This is a genomic window from Gilliamella intestini (genome assembly GCF_900094935.1).
Taxonomy (GTDB): Bacteria; Pseudomonadota; Gammaproteobacteria; order Enterobacterales; family Orbaceae; genus Gilliamella; species Gilliamella intestini.
This window is the reverse complement of the sequence record NZ_FMBA01000006.1, coordinates 77,760-95,109: the sequence shown is the minus strand read 5'-3', so window position 1 is coordinate 95,109 and position 17,350 is coordinate 77,760. Positions and strand designations below refer to the sequence as shown.

Here is a 17,350-nt window from a genome sequence, read left to right as displayed (position 1 = left end):
CCCCATAAAAAACAGAATTAACGCCTGTCACAGACACACGATAAGGGCTGATACCAAAGGTTTACCTTGACTTAACAATCAAACAAAACAGCAAACTAAAGAATATTTACCCATTAATACCCATTTGATTTTTATTGTTTTTATACATAAACGTAGTGCACTCCTGAAACTTTTTGACAAAAATGGGGCGGTCTTTGTTTAGATAACTGTAGATTTTAACTTTTCTAACTATCCTCTTCACCAAGGATTTGGGTAAGGGAGCGGTGGCTATCTTCTTTTACTTTTATTATGGAGAATTTTCTACTTTTTGTTGTACTATTCTAAGGAATAGTTACACTACAGAATAAAAACAAATAATCATAACTATTTTTAAATAAAAACCAAATTGTTGTGTGATAGATACTAACGTTTAAAAAGTATATAATGTTACAAACTTTAATGTTAATTTAAGAAAGTACTGGAGATTTAATTGCTATGAAAGAATATAAGGTAGTTATTTATCAAGAAAATGCTTTTTCTTCATTTCTTTTTGGCGCAGCCAATGTTAATCCCGTTAGATTTTCCCAATTGTTAAATAGAAATGCTGAAGCAGGCTGGCGTGTAGTTACTATGGAAAGAGAGATTCGTCGCTTGTTCCTATTTTGGAAACGAGAAGCTCACATAGTTATCCTTGAACGTGACCGTATTTAAATAAACCGAAAATAATTTTTATTAACAAAATCTTTTTAGAAGTAATATTCCAAATTAATAATTATGAGGTTGAATATTAATATACTTACTGAAGCATATTAATTTCACAAAATAGAATAAATTACTAAATTAAACAAATTAGATCCGTAATATTTTGTAAAGAACTTTCAGAAAACACGGAATTTTAGTATAAAAATAGAAGGGATTTACGATTTACGCTGCAATTTTTGCTCGGCTATAGCCAAAAAAACAATACCAATAATAATACATAATCCACCAAGCATGCGTGTGAATGTAATTTTTTCATCAAAAACAATCACCGATACTAGCATCACTGTAACCACCTGTAAATGAGATGCCGCAAAGGCCGGACCAACTGGAGCTTTTTTTAATAATATCATCCAAGTAATAAACGCTCCTGTATAACCCAATATGACTAAATAAGCCCAACCATAAGTAAAAATACGAACCAACCAATCAAAACTGATTTCAAAGGGCAAGGCTGATAGTGCGGTTAATTTAAAGCTAGTTTGTCCAAAAGTATCAAAAAATAGCAGTAAGATAAAACCAATAATATAAAATTTTTTCATTAAGTCAGTCCCACTAATACTACACCGATGGTAATAAAAAATATCCCCACAATACGAAACAAAGTTAGATGCTCTTTAAATAAAATTCGCCCTGCTAACATAACGGTAATAATATTAAATGATCCTAATAAAATGCCTACTGATAATGGCACTTCACTTAAAAACGCCAACCAACAAATAAATCCAAGAAAATAAGTACTAAAACCAATCCATATCCAAATATTACTAAATAATGTTTGCCAATAATGTAAACCTTGCTTATTTTTGGAGGTGAGTGCGGCATACTTAAATGCAATTTGCCCAACGGTATCGCAAGCAATGTTAATTAGCCAAAGAAAAATAATTAAAGTTGACACTGCTGACAAAGTCCATGTATTTCAAGCACGCTGTGCTTTATTAAAAACTGATTTTGGTGTGCAAGTTGTTTAAGCTGCTCTTCAATATTTTCAGAATGTTTTTCAATAATTTGTTGGCATTTATCACAAATAAATAAAATCGAAATATGTTCTGGATCTTGAAAATGTGGACAAATAATATAGCTATTAGAGGATTCCACTTTATGGATAAACCCTTGCTCAAGTAAAAATTCAAGCGCACGATAGATGGTCGGTGGTTTAGCTTGTGGTTCACTAACTTTGAGCAGATCTAAAAGATCATACGCACTCATTGCTTTATTGGCCGTTAACATAATACCTAAAACAGTTCGACGTTGAGTTGTCAGTTTAATGCCACGCTTTTTGCATAAATTTTCAATCTTTTCAATTAGCAGATTGTGCATTTAGTTTCCTTTGCTTTAATTATTTTTTTGAGCGGCTTTTCTTCGTCTTATTTCTTTGGGATCGTTGATTAACGACCGATATATCTCAATGCGATCACCGTTTTTGACCAATTGAGTCGGCTCACAACGCTTTCCATAAATACCAATTAGATGGTCATCTAATTTTATTTTGCATATCGTTAAGATATTGGATTTTGTAATTGCTTGCAATACATTCGTTTGCTCATCGACATCACAATCAATAACAATTGCGTTATTGGGTAATGCATAAACAATTTGAATTCTTATCATTTTAATAAATCTGCCTTGCTCGTTTTGAAAACGCATTAACCATGCCATTCATGACTTCTTTAAAGACAGGAGAAAAAGTCATATCTAATAATTTATTTTTGAACTCAAAATCTAAATTAAAACTGATCTTACTTTGGTTTTCAGTAATTTTAACAAATTGCCACCGGCCTGATAATTGTTTAAATGGACCTTCTAAAAGCGTAATATCAATTGAATTAGGTTCATTGATTTGATTTAATGTGGTGAACGATTTTTTGAAACCAAACTTTTCAACCTCAATAAATGCGGCAGTAATATTATCTTGTTTTTTAATAATACCTGTTGCAATACAATCTGGAATAAATTCTGGATATTTTTCAATATCGTTGACTAAAGCAAACATTTGTTCAATTGAATAAGGCTCGATAACTTCGCGAAAAACATGTACCATAATAATAAAATAAAAAAATAAAATTAGTAGCATATAATATCACGTAACTCTATAATAACGCACATTATGAATAAGAAAAAATCACACAAGCCTAGTTCGGCAACTATTGCATTAAATAAACGTGCACGTCATGAATACTTCATTGAAGAAGAGATCGAGGCGGGATTATCTCTGCAAGGTTGGGAGGTAAAATCACTGCGCGCAGGCAAAGCCAATATTAGCGACAGCTATGTTTTGCTAAAAGATGGTGAGGCATGGTTATTTGGGGCAACTATTACTCCGTTAAATGTTGCTTCAACTCATGTCATTTGCGAACCTATGCGCAACCGTAAATTACTGCTAAATGAGCGTGAACTCAATTCGTTATTTGGTCAAATCAATCGCCAAGGTTATACCGTTGTTGCCCTTTCTTTATATTGGAAGAATGCGTGGGCGAAAGTGAAAATTGGGGTAGCCAAAGGTAAAAAAGAATACGATAAACGAACAGATATTAAAGAGCGTCAATGGCAAGTTGATAAAGCTCGGATAATGAAAAATTCCAATCGATAATACTACAGTGTTAATTTATTGAAAGCTTTTATGGTGGCTTATAATTTCTAACTTAATTAAACATCTGCTTTCGCTTACAATTTTTAGTTTCTATTTCTTCCAAATCACGGTAAGTAGCAGATGTTGCTAGAATAAAATGTGTCTCTATAATTATCAAAAAACAATATCTAACCAAGATACTGCTTTTTGATTTATTATTAACCTAAAAGTAAAGCATCGTCGGTAACCTTTTCACCGCGTGTCTGTTCAAACATGGCTAAAAGGTCGGTGATAGTTAATTTTGTACGCTCTTCGCCCGATACATCAAGCACCACTTGCCCCTGATGCAGCATGACGGTTCGGGTGCCATATTCCAAGGCTTGTTTCATTGAGTGAGTTACCATCATGGTCGTTAATTTGTTTTGTGACACCATTTGATCGGTAAGATCTAGAACAAATTGCGCAGTTTTAGGATCAAGTGCCGCTGTGTGCTCGTCTAGAAGTAGTATTTTAGACGGTTGTAAAGTTGACATTAATAAGCTAACAGCTTGCCTTTGCCCACCAGAAAGTAGTCCCATCATGTCGGTTAGTCGATTTTCCAGGCCTAGATTTAGCATCGCTAATTTATCTTTAAATATTGAGCGTGCTTTGCGGTTAAGTGCGGAAGATAATGTAAATTTTTTACCTCGGTTATAAGCAATAGCAAGGTTTTCTTCAATTGTTAGGTTTTCACAAGTTCCAACCATTGGATCTTGAAATACTCGAGCAACCATACCTGCGCGTTTCCATGCTGGCCAACGAGTAACATTTTTATCATTGATCACAATACAGCCAGAATCAGTTAGCAAATCACCACTAATTGCGTTAAGTAACGAGCTTTTCCCTGCACCGTTACTACCAATGATAGTGACAAACTCTCCTTCGCTGATGTTAAGATTTAACCCTCGTAATACATGATTTTCAATCGGTGTACCTTGATTAAAGGTTAATTGTAATTGTTCTGCTTTAATCATGTTTACTTTCCTCTTTTTTTAGAGAATTTTTTTAACTGCTTCGGTAAGACAAGAGCCAACACAACTAATATTGCTGTAATAAGGTTTAGGTCTTCTGTTCCAACCCCTATATCTTGTAGCAATTCATTACTTAATGCGAAAGCAATAAATAAGCGATACAAGATAGATCCAAAAATAACCGAAAGCATAACAGCCCAAATACGTTTTGTTGGGAAAATGCTTTCACCAAGTATAATTGAGGCTAGTCCAATAACGATTGTACCAACACCAATAGTAATATCGGCACTTCCTTGCGTTTGAACAAATAACGAACCACCTAAAGCAATTAAACCATTTGATATTGCCATACCAAGGATTGTAATTCCATCAGTTGGAATACCTTGAGATTTTGCCATTCGTGGATTTGTGCCTGTTGCTCTTAAGGCAAGCCCTTTTTGGGTATTTAAAAACACATTTAGTAACATCCAAAATACAATTACAAACCCTAAGATCATTATGGGTTGTACTATATATTGATTACTAAAATCGTCAGAAATAAACGGTGAAAAAATAGTATTTTGACCGAGTAATGAAAGATTAGGCGAACCTGCAAGCCTCGTTGTTTCATTCATAACATAAGGCCCAATACCTAATATTCTTAAATTGATAGAATAAAGCCCTATCATGACAATAATACTAGAAAGCAATTGTAAAATATTGAGTTTAACGTATAAAAGCCCTGTCATTGCTCCCGCTAGACAACCAGCAAACATACCTAATAGTGTTGCGATCCAAGGGTCGATACCTATATAAATACATAATCCACATATTGCGCCACCAAGAGGAAAGCTCGCATCAGCAGTAAGATCAGGAAAATCCAGTAAACGAAACGAAATAAATACACCTAAACTAACAAGTGCATAAATAAGCCCAATCCCCATTGAGCCAAATAAAAATTCAAAAGACATGAAAAAATCCATTAAAGTTAACCGCCAAGGCTGGCGGTTTAGTTATAAAAAAATAAAACATTATTTTTCGACAATTTTTGCGGCTGATTTTAATATATCTTCAGATAAAGTGACACCTTGGCGTTCAGCTGCTTTTTTGTTAATTGTTAGTTGAGTAATATTACCCACTTGTGGTGGAATATCGCCCGGTTTTTCGCCATTAAGAATCCGAATAACAATTTTACCTGCTTGTCGACCAAGATCATAATAACTCATACCTAAAGCAGCAATAGCACCACGTTCTGCTGATTCAGGATTAGAAGCAATAAGAGGAATTTTACTTTCATTAGCCACTTTAGCTAAAGCCTCATAAGCAGAAACCACATTATTATCTGTTGTTGTATAGATTAAATCAACTTTACCTTTTAAGCTTCTCGCTGCAGTTGAGATATCAGAAGTGCGTTGTGCAGGTGCAGCAATAATTTTCATACCTCTTTTTTCTAGCTCATCTTGTAATTGTTTAAGTATGATTGTTGAATTAACTTCGCTTGGGCTATAAACATAACCAATATTTTTAGCATCTGGTTTAATTTTAAGCATCATATCAATTTGAGAATCCAGTGACAGTGCATCAGACACACCAGTTACATTCGTTTTTGATGCTTCCCAGCTTGATGTTAATTTAGCTGCAACAGGATCTGTGACAGCAGTAAAAACAATAGGAATCAGTTTTGTTGTTGCAACTAATGCTTGCGAACTTGGAGTTGCAATACCAACGATAACATCAGGTTTACTTGCTGCAAATTGTTTAGCAATTTGCGCTGCATTTGCACTACTGCCTTGTGCACTAGCAAATTGTAGTTTTAAATTTTCACCATTAATATAACCGTTATCTTTTAATTCATCTTCAACACCTTTACGTACATTATCTAATGCTGGGTGTTCAACGATGGCTGTAATGGCTACAAATTTTTGTTCAATTTTAGGATTTGCTGAAGAATAAAATGCTACAAGCGGTACACTAAGCAGCATAAAAAGTCTAATAATAAAATCACGCATAGAAAGCACTCCTGTAATATTTTTTTTACAACCAAGCTCAATATTAAGCTACTATAAAGCAAAAATAGATAATTTTCTAGAGTAAAAAGCATGTTTGCTGTAAATATTTCATTACAGAAATGAAGGGTTATTAAAGAAGTGATGTTGATGAGGGGTATTTTAGTATTAGACTAAAGTCGGTAGTTAGTGATATTTATCTATTGGGAATGATCCTTTGCCATATCAAGCGCCTTACTCGCTCAGCGAGCAAGGCTTATTATTTGTTTAGTGGTATTAAATTTAATGATTACCGATGACTTTATCGGCAGACTCAATCACTTCAGGTGTAAAGGTGATTCCTTGTTTTTTAGCCGCATCCATATTAATGACAAGGCGAAGAGCTTGCCCTAATTCTGGAGCAATGGTACCTACTGCTTCCCCTTTTAATATACGTACAACAAGTTTACCTGATTGACGACCTACATCGTAATAACTCATTCCATATGCAGCAACAGCTCCTCGTTCAATAGCATCTGGGAACGATGCTAAAAGGGGAATTTTATTTTCATTAGCAAATTTGACTAAAGACTCATAAGCTGAAACGACATTGTTATCCGTTGTAGTATAGATTAAATCAACTTTACCTTTTAATGAAAATGCAGCTGTTGAAATGTCTGCTGTTCGTTGAGCAGGTACTGCAAAAAGAGCAATTCCTTGTTCTGCCAGTAGAGTTTGCAGGTGTTTTAATACCACTGTTGAGTTTATTTCGCTCGGGCTATAGATATAACCGACTGATTTAACGTTAGGTACAATTTTTTTCATAAAATCAATTTGTGGGCCTATTTCTTGATAATCAGACACGCCAGTAATATTGGTACCTGTTGGCTTCCAATCTTTGGTTAGTTTAGCTGCTATGGGATCGGTAATACCTGCAAAGACGATAGGAATTTGTTTTGTAGCCGCTGCTGTTGCTTGTGCACTTGGTGTTGCAATTGCAACAATAACGTCAGATTTTGCTGAAATAAATTGCCTTGCAATTTGAGCTGCAGTTGCACTACTTCCTTGTGCGCTTTTATATTGAATAGTTAAATTTTCATTTAATTTATAACCACTATCTGTTAATTCATCTTTAACACCATCACGAATTTGATCTAATGAAGGATGTTCAACAATTGCCGTAATGGCAACATTTTTCATTGCATCAGCAAAACTATAAAAAGGCACAAGCAATATCATTATTATCAATAAAGTAAAACGTCTCATAAAATACACTCATAAACTAGTACAATAGTTCCATTGTAGCCTTATTATTCTCAAAAGTTAAGTTGTATTTTATGAATTAATGATTATTGCTAACACAGCCGTTATAAAGTGGTGATAAATAATATTAAATTGTTTTTAATCATTGTGTTATTTTTGGTTTTATTGAGCAAATATAAAAGGATTTATTCCACTTTTAGTAAAACCTTCTTCTTCTGTTTTAATATCTAATATTAATGAAGCGATATCATCAGCAATAATTTCAATATGTGGATCTTTATCTTGATCGAAGATTTTTAAATAGCTATGACAAGCATCACAGCATTCCGTTTTGGTGGCAGATAATTCGTTATCGAGTGAAAAATATTGGATATCTTTCATGTTATCACAGCAGGTACATTTTATTCTAGGCACATACCATTGGCTTTCACATAAACTGCAATGTAAATAGCGCAGGCCATTGTTGCTGCCTAATTGGATGATACTAGCCACAGGTATGCTATTACATACAGGGCATAACCAGCTTTTATCTGTGCTTTCTGCTATTGCTTTGCCTTTAATTTGGCTTGCGAGTTGACTGTAATAAACCGACAATGCTGCCCAAATAAATATTGCTTCGTTGCCCTCTACATGAGCAAACTCATTATTGAGTAGATGTAGGGCTTTATCTTGTAACTGTTGAACACTATTTTTTTTAAGTTGCTCAATAACTAATGTTATTTGTTCGGTTGTTGCTGTTATCGAACTTAATAATTCATTGAGGTATTCTTGCCAATTTGTTGATAATGGTCGGTTACTTAAACTTAATGGTGGATTTTCGTTGTTAAGGTACTCAGACAAATCGACATTAATAGGATTTTGTTTTACTAAATTAGCTTGCTGTTCGGCGATTGTGGCGCAAAAATTTAAATAATCACTAAATGGATTATTGGTTGCCAAGGTTTTTAAGCGCTTTGCTCGATGTGCATAAATGGTTTTTGGTGATGGGTAAAACAGTAATGGAATTTGCCTAATAACTGAGTTTGATGCGTGTTGTTCAAGTTGTTTTTGTGGGATGATTTTTATGCTCATTATTAGTTACCATTGATGATTATTTTATCCATAATAGGTTTATCTATATAGACAATACAATATCGCTGATGAATATCAGCGATATTGTTATTTAATTAAAAATTGCTTATAAAAATTTTTTATTCAGGTTTGGTTGCTTGTTCAGTTTTTAATTCAGCTTTTAATTTTAGCTCTTCTTGATAGATTTTTTCCATTTCTTCTTGATACCATGATGAATGGTTTTTACAAGCCCAAGCACGCGATACATAGCCAGTTATCATTCCTTTAATTGAACCTTTAACCCAAATTGCCATATAAGCATGGCCAATAGCAAGTAGAATTAGGCCAATTGCGGCAAGTGAATGGAAAAATATAGCAATACGAATAATTGGAATAGAAAAGTTATCAGCAAAATAGCGACGCCACATAATTATTCCTGTGACAAATAAGACAAAAATTAATCCCATTATGCACCAGAATAAAAATTTCTGACCCACATTATATTTACCTATTGGAATGCCTCTTTCTTTACCTAAAATCACATGTTTAAAGTTTTTAATCCATAAAAGATCATCTTTATTAGGAATATTATGATGAGCCAATTTTAAAAACATAAACATTAGTAAGATAAAAACAACACAGCCTAAAATAGGGTGTAATTCTCTGACTAATTGAGGTGTGCCAAGAAATAATCCAAACAGTTTAATTGATGGAAAAAACAGCGACAAACCTGATAATGCCGTTAAAATAAACAGGCACACCATGCACCAATGACAGAAGCGAACAATAAGTGGTGTTCTTAATATCATGCTTTTTTTATTCATGATGATTCTCCTGTTGCGGTAAGTTATCACTATTTTTACATTCAGCAACTGGCAAGCCTAATTTTTTTCGTGCTTGCTTATCTGCTTCTTTTTCGTATTCAATATCATCTTCATCGATATCAATTGCACCAACACCCATATAGTGAAATAGTAAGCCACCAAAAGTGGCAACAAATGCTGCGGCTGAAAGTGGTTTCCAAACACCTTTCCAAAATTTAACAATTTCACTAATTTGTGGATCTTTAGGCAGACCATGATAAAGTTCTGGTTGATCTACATGGTGTAAAACATACATCACATGCGTGCCACCAACACCTTGTGGGTCATAAAGCCCCGCATTGTCAAACCCTCGTTTTTTCAAATCGGCAATTCTGTGTTCGGCGTGGCGAATCATGTCTTGTTTTGTGCCAAAATGAATAGCACCCGTCGGGCAGGTTTTTACGCACGCTGGCTCTTGTCCAACAGCGACGCGATCTACGCATAAAGTGCATTTATAAGAACGGTTATCTTCTTTACTAACTCTTGGAATGTTAAACGGACAACCAGCAATACAGTAACCACAACCAATACAATGTTCGGATTGAAAATCCACAATACCATTTGCGTATTGAATAATAGCACCTTCTGCAGGGCAAGCTTTTAAGCAACCAGGATCTGAGCAGTGCATGCAACCATCTTTACGGATCAGCCATTCAAATTTACCATTAATTTCAACTTCCGAATAACGCATTACTGTCCAAGCTTTGGGCTCTAAGTCAGCGGGATTATCATAAACACCAACAGTATTGCCAATTTCAGCTCGCAAATCGTTCCATTCGCTACAGGCAACTTGGCACGCTTTACAGCCGATACATATTGTTACATCAATTAATTTTGCGACTTCTTGTTGATAATCGCGCGCTCGTGGTGCAGGGGTTAATGAGTTGGTTCCTGAGCGGCGAATAATATCTTGTGTTTGTAATGACATAATTGCTCTTCCTCCTTATGCCGCACTGGTAACTTTTTCGATATTGACTAAGAATGATTTATATTCTGGTGTTTGTGAATTAGCATCACCTAAATGAGGTGTTAATTCATTAACCAAAAATCCTTTCTTTGTTTGCCCTGTGAATCCCCATACAATCGGAATTCCTATGGTTTCAATCTCTTTACCATCCACGGTTAATGTCGGAAGACGTTTTGTCACAACAGCTTTGGCTTTGATATAGCCCCGATATGAAGTCACTTTAACCGTATCACCTAATTTGATACCTTTTTTATTGGCTAAATTTTCACTTAGTTCAATAAATTGCTCTGGTTGAGTTATCGATGCTAACCTTGCATGTTGTGTCCAGAAGTGGAAATGTTCTGTGATGCTATAAGTCGTACCAACATAAGGAAATTCGCTAGCATTCCCTAAGCGAGCCAAATCTTCTTTAAATGCTCGTGCAACTGGACTGCTTATTTGATTTGGATGCAATGGATTATTGGTAATAGGTGTTTCAAATGGTTCATAATGCTCAGGGAATGGCCCATCGACTAATCGATTTAAACAAAATAATCCACCTAAACCATCGTTATTCATGATAAAAGCACCTGCACCAACACTTGGCGATAACGTTGCAGTAAAATCAGGAACATCATTACCAACCCAGCTTGAGCCATTCCATTTTACTAGAACTCGTTTAGGATCCCATGGTTTGCCGTTTTCATCTGCTGATGCACGATTATAAAGTACACGTCGATTCATTGGCCATGCCCAAGCCCAACCAGCATGAACGCCTTTTCCTGATGGATCGCTTGGATCACGCCTTGCCATTTGGTTACCTTGTTCTGTCCAACAACCACAGAATATCCAAATACCTGATGAAGTTGTTCCGTCTGCTTTTAATTGCGAAAAACCACTAAGTAACTGACCTTTTTTAAGGATAACATTTCCATTTGTATCAGTGATATTTGCAAGCGCACGTCCATTATAATCTTTGGCTAGCTCTTCGGCTGCTGGACCTTCAGGATTTTGATAATCCCAAACTAAATTATCAATTGGCTCGTGATAAGCGCCTCCTTCTTCGGCATATAGCTCTTTAATTCTTAAAAAGATACGCGCAATAATTTCAGGATCATATAATGCTTCGTAAGGCGGTCTAGCTGCTGCCCAATGCCATTGTAGCCAACGAGAAGAGTTAACAATTGTTCCGTTTTCTTCAGCAAAACAGTTTGATGGTAATCTAAATACTTCGGTTTGAATTTTGCTAGAATCCACATCATTTGATTCACCGTGGTTTTTCCAAAATTCCGCGGTTTCGGTCGGCATAGGATCGATGCTAACTAAGAATTTTAAGTTAGATAAACCTTCACGAATACTATTTTTATCGGGAAGTGCAGCAAGTGGGTTAAAGCCCTGACAAATAAAGCCATTAGCTTGACCATCACGCATCATTTTGCTAAATCTTAAAACATCATAGGTTTTATCCCATTTTGGTAACCAATCAAATCCCCAATCGTTATCTTGAGTCGATTTATCACCGTACATTGATTTCATAAAGCTAACAAAGAATTTTGGATAATTTCCCCAAAAATTCACTTCACTTGGGCCAAGTGGTTTTGGTGTTTTTTCATCTAGATACTGAGCAAGTGAAACTTGAGACTCTTTTGGTAAATCAAGATAAGCAGGCAGGCGATTTGACAACAAACCTACATCGGTTAAACCTTGAATATTTGAATGCCCACGCAGTGCATTAATGCCTCCACCCATAACACCAATATTGCCTAAAAGAAGCTGAATCATGGCTGCAGTACGGATAATTTGTGAGCCATAAGTGTGCTGAGTCCAACCTAATGCATATAAAAAGGTTGCGGCTCTATCATTGGTTTTGGTACTAGCAAGTGAGCGGCAGACATGTAAAAAGCCATCAATTGGGCTACCAGTTACCTTATTGACCATTTCGGGTGTATAACGGCTAACGTGTTGTTTTAATAAATTCCAAACACAACGAGGATGGCTTAGTGTTTTATCCCGAAGTGCGTAACCATTTTCATCTTTTTGATATGCCCAACTAGTTTGATCGTATTGACGATTAGTTGCATCATATCCACTAAACAATCCGCTATTGGCATCAAAATTAAAATCATCATGCACAATTAAACTAGCATTACTGTGTGTTACCAAATACTCAAAGTTAACTTCGTTGTGAGTAATCAGATAATTAATAATACCAAGTAAAAAAGCAATATCAGATCCTGAACGAATCGGTACATAGTGATCGGCAACTGAAGCCGTTCGCTGAAAACGAGGGTCAATAACAATTAGTTCTGCGCCATTATTAATTTTAGCTTCAATTGCCCATTTAAAACCAACTGGATGGGCTTCTGCGGCATTACCGCCCATGACAATAACAACATTAGCGTTTTTGATATCATTCCAGTTGTTAGTCATTGCTCCTCGACCAAATGTAGCTGCTAAGCTAGATACAGAAGGGCCATGGCAAACTCGTGCTTGAGTTTCAAGACTTAACATACCTAATGCACGAGCAACTTTAAATGCTAACCAACCTGTTTCATTACTTGCAGCAGATGTAACAAGCCACCCTGTTGTTGTCCAGCGGTTAACTGTTGTGCCTTTCTCATTTTTCTCAATAAAATTTTTATCTCGGTCAGCTTTCATCAAACGAGCTATACGGTCAATAGCCTCATCCCAACTTATTTTTTGCCATTTATCAGAACCTGGCGCGCGGTATTGGGGGTATTTAACACGATTTTCACTTTTTATAAAGTCAAGTACACCAGCACCTTTAGGACAAAGAGAACCACGACTAACAGGATGATCGGGATCGCCTTCTACATGGAAAATAGACGATTCGGCATTTTTAGCCCCATCGCCACGGCTATATAGCAACATACCACAGCCAACAGAGCAGTAAGTACAATTATTTCGAGTTTCTTTAGATTTGAGTAATTTAAATTGGCGAGTTTGTGCAAGCGCCAAATTAGGCGCTAATCCTAGTGTGGCTACCGTTGTTCCTGCCATACCACCAGCGCAGATCTTAAAGAACTGCCTACGGTTAAATAGCATATGGGCTCCTTAGAAAGCTGACATTACATTATTTGATTTATTATATTGGAAGCTATTAACATCCCTACAAGTTGTAATGATAATCTTTAATGGCATGGAAATAAAGGGAAAAACAGGTATGAATTCACAAAGTTTGATATATGTCAAAAAATAAATCTTCAACAGCTTAATTTATATCACATTTGGTAAAAAAATGATATTAATGTAAAAAAGTTTCAGAAAAAACTAGGTTTCAGTATAAATACGTTTTTGGATAAAAAAGAATTTTTGTGATCGATTTAAAAAAGAAATCCTAAAAAATAGGCTCTTTTAGACTATGATTTACTTTCAATAGTTAAAGGCTACATCTTCTTTTTGATTTTTATACAATAGCCCTGTGGACATTATATAATTTTCCACAAGGCTATTATCAAAGATTAGATAATAAAAATAACCATCCAATCTAGTCAACTTATTATTAAAATCAATAAGTTGACTTCAAGCTAGTGCTCATTTATCACACATTACATTGATTGGGTAAATGTCCGACTAATTACGTCTTTTTGTTGCTCTTTCGTTAAAGAGTTAAAACGTACTGCGTATCCAGAAACACGAATTGTTAATTGTGGATATTTTTCAGGGTGTTCCATTGCATCTAATAATGTTTCACGATTTAACACGTTAACATTTAGATGTTGACCACCTTCAATTGTCGCTTCATGATGGAAATAACCATCCATTAAGCCAGCTAAATTACGTTTGCGCACATCATCATCTTTACCTAATGCATTTGGAACGATAGAGAAAGTATATGAAATACCATCTTTAGCATAAGCAAATGGTAGTTTTGCCACAGAAGTTAATGAAGCAACCGCACCTTTTTGATCACGACCGTGCATTGGGTTAGCACCTGGTCCAAATGGTGCGCCAGCACGACGTCCGTCAGGTGTATTACCTGTTTTCTTACCGTATACAACATTTGATGTAATAGTAAGTACTGATTGAGTAGGAATAGCATTACGATAAGTTTTAAGTTTTTGAATTTTCTTCATAAAACGTTCAACTAAATCAACAGCGATATCATCAACTCGTGGATCATTATTACCAAATTGTGGGTACTCACCTTCGATTTCAAAGTCAGTAGCTAAACCATCTTCATCACGAATTGTTTTCACTTTTGCATATTTAATTGCAGAAAGTGAGTCAGCAGCAACAGAAAGACCAGCAATACCACATGCCATAGTACGAATAACATCACGATCGTGTAATGCCATTAATGACGCTTCGTAGCTATATTTATCATGCATATAGTGAATAGCATTTAATGCAGTTACATATTGTTTTGCTAACCAATCCATAAAGTGATCTAAACGAGCAAACACTGTATCAAAATCTAAATACTCATCAGTGATTGGATCTTCTTTAGGGCCTACTTGCATTTTTAATTTTTCATCCACACCGCCGTTGATTGCGTATAGAAGTGTTTTAGCAAGGTTAGCACGTGCACCAAAGAATTGCATTTGTTTACCAACGATCATTGGGCTTACACAACATGCGATAGCGTAGTCATCGTTGTTAAAGTCTGGACGCATTAAATCATCGTTTTCATATTGTAATGATGATGTATCGATAGATACTTTTGATGCGAACTCTTTAAATCCACTTGGTAATTGTTCAGACCAAAGGATAGTCATATTTGGCTCTGGTGAAGGTCCCATTGTATATAAAGTATTTAAGAAACGGAAAGAAGTCTTAGTTACTAATGTACGACCATCAACACCCATACCAGCGATAGATTCAGTTGCCCAAATTGGATCGCCTGAGAATAACTCATCATATTCAGGAGTACGTAAGAAACGAACCATACGTAATTTCATCACGAAATGGTCAACAATTTCTTGTGCTTCTTTTTCAGTGATTAAACCAGCGGCAAGATCACGTTGGAAATAGATATCAAAGAAAGTTGAAGTACGACCTAAAGACATTGCCGCACCATTTTGTGATTTAACTGCAGCTAAATAACCAAAGTATGTCCATTGAACCGCTTCTTGTGCTGTTTTTGCAGGTCCAGAAATATCAAAGCCGTATTTAGCAGCCATTTCTTTAATTTGACCAAGTGCACGATGTTGCTCAGCGATTTCTTCACGACGTTGCATAGTCATTGCTAAATCAACACCATTTTCAAAATCAGCTTGTAATGAATTGAACTGTGCAAATTTGTCTTGCATCAAATAATCAATACCGTAAAGTGCCACACGACGGTAATCACCAATGATACGACCACGACCGTAAGCATCAGGCAGACCAGTGATAACACCAGATTTACGACAACGAAGGATATCAGGAGTATAGATATCGAAAACACCTTGGTTATGAGTTTTACGATATTCAGTGAAGATTTTTTTGACTAAAGGATCAAGCGTTCTGTTATAAGCTTTACAAGAATTTTCGATCATTTTAATACCACCAAACGGAATAATCGCACGTTTTAGTGGTTTTTCAGTTTGTAAACCAACAATTTTTTCTAAATCTTTTTCGATATAACCTGCATCATGAGCAGTAATTGTCGAAATAACACTTGTATCAAAATCCACAGGAGCATGGGTTGCATTTTCAACTTTAATGCCTTCCATTACTTTATCCCACAACTTAGTTGTAGCTTCTGTTGCACCAGCTAAGAAAGACTCATCGCCCTCGTATGGCGTGTAGTTCTTTTGAATAAAATCGCGGACATTGACATTATTTTGCCAATCACCATCTTTAAATCCTTTCCAAGCAGCTGCTTGTACTTCGTTTAAATTACTCATAATTTTCACCTCAGGTTTACAAAAATATCTATTTACCCTCATATATGTTAGGGCAAATATCATAAAATCAATGTGGCTTACGTAAATATAAAGCCCAATAAGGTAGCGCGACCGCTAAACCACCTAAAATATTCCCGATTGTAACTGGAATTAAATTGTTAAATATAAAATGCGATACAGTTAGCTCTTTAAAGGCATCTGCCGATACACCAACTGCTTGCCAAAACTCAGGGGAAGCAAAGTTGTTAATTACAATTCCCATAGGAATCATAAACATATTTGCAATACTATGCTCAAAACCGCTGGCAACAAACATCGCAACAGGTAAAACCATAATTAGCATTTTATCAAGTAAACTACGACCAGCGTAACTCAACCAAGCGGCCAAACAAACCATTAGATTAGCTAGAAAGCCAAGACATACTGCCTCAATAAAGGTATGATGTAATTTATGATCAGCGGTTTGTAAAATATTTAATCCCCACAAACCATTGGCTACCATATACTGGCCTGAAAACCAAATAACTGTGACAAACAGTATAGCACCAATAAAGTTACCAACATAGACCAAAATCCAATTACGAATCATTTTAGTCCAGCCAATTTTATGGGTCATTTTAGGTAAAATGGTCAATACTGTTGAAGTAAATAAGTCAGAACCACAACACACAACAAGCATAAGCCCTAAAGAGAAACAAATACCGCCTACTAATTTTGCCAAACCAAAAGCAACGATTGCTGTTCCTGTTGTTACAGTAATATAAAATACAAAAGCGATAGAAATATAAACACCAGCAAGCATCGCAGATAAAATTGTACTACATGGGTGTTTGTTTACTTTGTAATTGCCAAGGTCTTCGGCAATTTGGGTCATTTGTGCGGGAGAATATGAATCCACAAGTTTATCTGTACTCAAACTAACATCCTCAAAAAAACTAGGGTTTTATGAGACGCATAGTATACTCAAAATTTGAAGCAGATCACGTTTTTTTATTAAAAAAAATTATAAACCCAAAAAACCATTATTTATTAAATAAGTTATTTATAATAAAAATTTAATCAGCTAAAGTTTTATAAGAAATTTGTCTGCGTTTA

Annotated in this window: 17 protein-coding genes; 2 read left to right on the top strand and 15 right to left on the bottom strand. The window is 35.5% G+C overall.

The features are described from left to right. Positions 1 to 474: 474 nt before the first annotated feature. Entirely contained in the window at positions 475 to 690 is a 216-nt protein-coding gene (locus tag GA0061080_RS02920; protein WP_091120747.1) for a DUF4177 domain-containing protein, read from the top strand. Between the two features lie 206 nt (positions 691 to 896). Here GA0061080_RS02920 and GA0061080_RS02915 read toward each other — a convergent pair whose 3' ends face one another. From GA0061080_RS02915 to GA0061080_RS02895, 5 genes are read right to left on the bottom strand one after another with little or no spacing between them, the layout of a single operon-like run. Next, on the bottom strand, positions 897 to 1,280 hold the full coding sequence (locus tag GA0061080_RS02915) for a DMT family transporter (RefSeq protein WP_065636163.1): 384 nt from the start codon (positions 1,278 to 1,280) through the stop codon (positions 897 to 899). Then, a complete protein-coding gene (locus tag GA0061080_RS02910; protein ID WP_065636162.1) occupies positions 1,280 to 1,636 on the bottom strand; it encodes an EamA family transporter in 357 nt (118 codons plus the stop codon). The genes GA0061080_RS02915 and GA0061080_RS02910 overlap by 1 nt, the downstream gene beginning before the upstream one ends. Then, a complete protein-coding gene (gene zur / locus GA0061080_RS02905) occupies positions 1,624 to 2,058 on the bottom strand; it encodes a zinc uptake transcriptional repressor Zur (RefSeq protein WP_091120744.1) in 435 nt (144 codons plus the stop codon). Before zur ends, GA0061080_RS02910 begins: the two co-directional genes overlap by 13 nt. A gap of 15 nt (positions 2,059 to 2,073) precedes the next feature. Next, positions 2,074 to 2,349 (bottom strand): RnfH family protein, encoded by a 276-nt coding sequence (locus tag GA0061080_RS02900; RefSeq protein WP_167349168.1) that lies wholly within the window; start codon positions 2,347 to 2,349, stop codon positions 2,074 to 2,076. Between the two features lies 1 nt (position 2,350). Further along, the gene (locus GA0061080_RS02895) at positions 2,351 to 2,812 is read right to left on the bottom strand and encodes a type II toxin-antitoxin system RatA family toxin (RefSeq protein ID WP_081300137.1); all 462 of its coding nucleotides are present in this window, start codon (positions 2,810 to 2,812) and stop codon (positions 2,351 to 2,353) included. A 33-nt stretch (positions 2,813 to 2,845) separates the two neighbouring features. On the opposite strand from GA0061080_RS02895, the gene smpB reads away from it, so the two are divergent. Next, positions 2,846 to 3,328, top strand: coding sequence for an SsrA-binding protein SmpB (smpB, locus tag GA0061080_RS02890; protein WP_065636160.1), 483 nt, complete (start codon positions 2,846 to 2,848; stop codon positions 3,326 to 3,328). Positions 3,329 to 3,525: 197 nt separating this feature from the next. Here smpB and GA0061080_RS02885 read toward each other — a convergent pair whose 3' ends face one another. The 10 genes from GA0061080_RS02885 to focA form a co-directional block, all read right to left on the bottom strand. Then, complete coding sequence (locus tag GA0061080_RS02885) at positions 3,526 to 4,320, bottom strand: ABC transporter ATP-binding protein (protein WP_091120737.1); 795 nt, start codon at positions 4,318 to 4,320, stop codon at positions 3,526 to 3,528. A 2-nt stretch (positions 4,321 to 4,322) separates the two neighbouring features. Next, the gene (locus GA0061080_RS02880) at positions 4,323 to 5,267 is read right to left on the bottom strand and encodes an ABC transporter permease (RefSeq protein WP_065636158.1); all 945 of its coding nucleotides are present in this window, start codon (positions 5,265 to 5,267) and stop codon (positions 4,323 to 4,325) included. A gap of 60 nt (positions 5,268 to 5,327) precedes the next feature. Continuing rightward, entirely contained in the window at positions 5,328 to 6,278 is a 951-nt protein-coding gene (locus tag GA0061080_RS02875; RefSeq protein ID WP_091120759.1) for an ABC transporter substrate-binding protein, read from the bottom strand. 306 nt (positions 6,279 to 6,584) lie between these two features. Next, the gene (locus tag GA0061080_RS02870; RefSeq protein WP_091120734.1) at positions 6,585 to 7,547 is read right to left on the bottom strand and encodes an ABC transporter substrate-binding protein; all 963 of its coding nucleotides are present in this window, start codon (positions 7,545 to 7,547) and stop codon (positions 6,585 to 6,587) included. A 159-nt stretch (positions 7,548 to 7,706) separates the two neighbouring features. After that, the gene (fdhE, locus tag GA0061080_RS02865) at positions 7,707 to 8,615 is read right to left on the bottom strand and encodes a formate dehydrogenase accessory protein FdhE (protein WP_065636155.1); all 909 of its coding nucleotides are present in this window, start codon (positions 8,613 to 8,615) and stop codon (positions 7,707 to 7,709) included. A 119-nt stretch (positions 8,616 to 8,734) separates the two neighbouring features. Beyond that, positions 8,735 to 9,418 (bottom strand): formate dehydrogenase subunit gamma, encoded by a 684-nt coding sequence (locus GA0061080_RS02860; RefSeq protein WP_065636154.1) that lies wholly within the window; start codon positions 9,416 to 9,418, stop codon positions 8,735 to 8,737. Beyond that, positions 9,411 to 10,385 (bottom strand): formate dehydrogenase subunit beta, encoded by a 975-nt coding sequence (fdxH, locus tag GA0061080_RS02855; RefSeq protein WP_091120730.1) that lies wholly within the window; start codon positions 10,383 to 10,385, stop codon positions 9,411 to 9,413. The genes GA0061080_RS02860 and fdxH overlap by 8 nt, the downstream gene beginning before the upstream one ends. A 15-nt stretch (positions 10,386 to 10,400) precedes the next feature. Next, positions 10,401 to 13,469, bottom strand: a complete 3,069-nt coding sequence (fdnG, locus tag GA0061080_RS02850; protein ID WP_091120727.1) for a formate dehydrogenase-N subunit alpha — start codon at positions 13,467 to 13,469, stop codon at positions 10,401 to 10,403. A gap of 503 nt (positions 13,470 to 13,972) precedes the next feature. Then, positions 13,973 to 16,255 carry a formate C-acetyltransferase gene (gene pflB / locus GA0061080_RS02845; protein WP_091120723.1) on the bottom strand — a complete coding sequence of 761 codons (2,283 nt, stop codon included), beginning with the start codon at positions 16,253 to 16,255 and terminating at the stop codon, positions 13,973 to 13,975. Positions 16,256 to 16,322: 67 nt separating this feature from the next. Continuing rightward, entirely contained in the window at positions 16,323 to 17,171 is an 849-nt protein-coding gene (gene focA, locus GA0061080_RS02840) for a formate transporter FocA (RefSeq protein ID WP_245174429.1), read from the bottom strand. Positions 17,172 to 17,350: the final 179 nt, after the last annotated feature.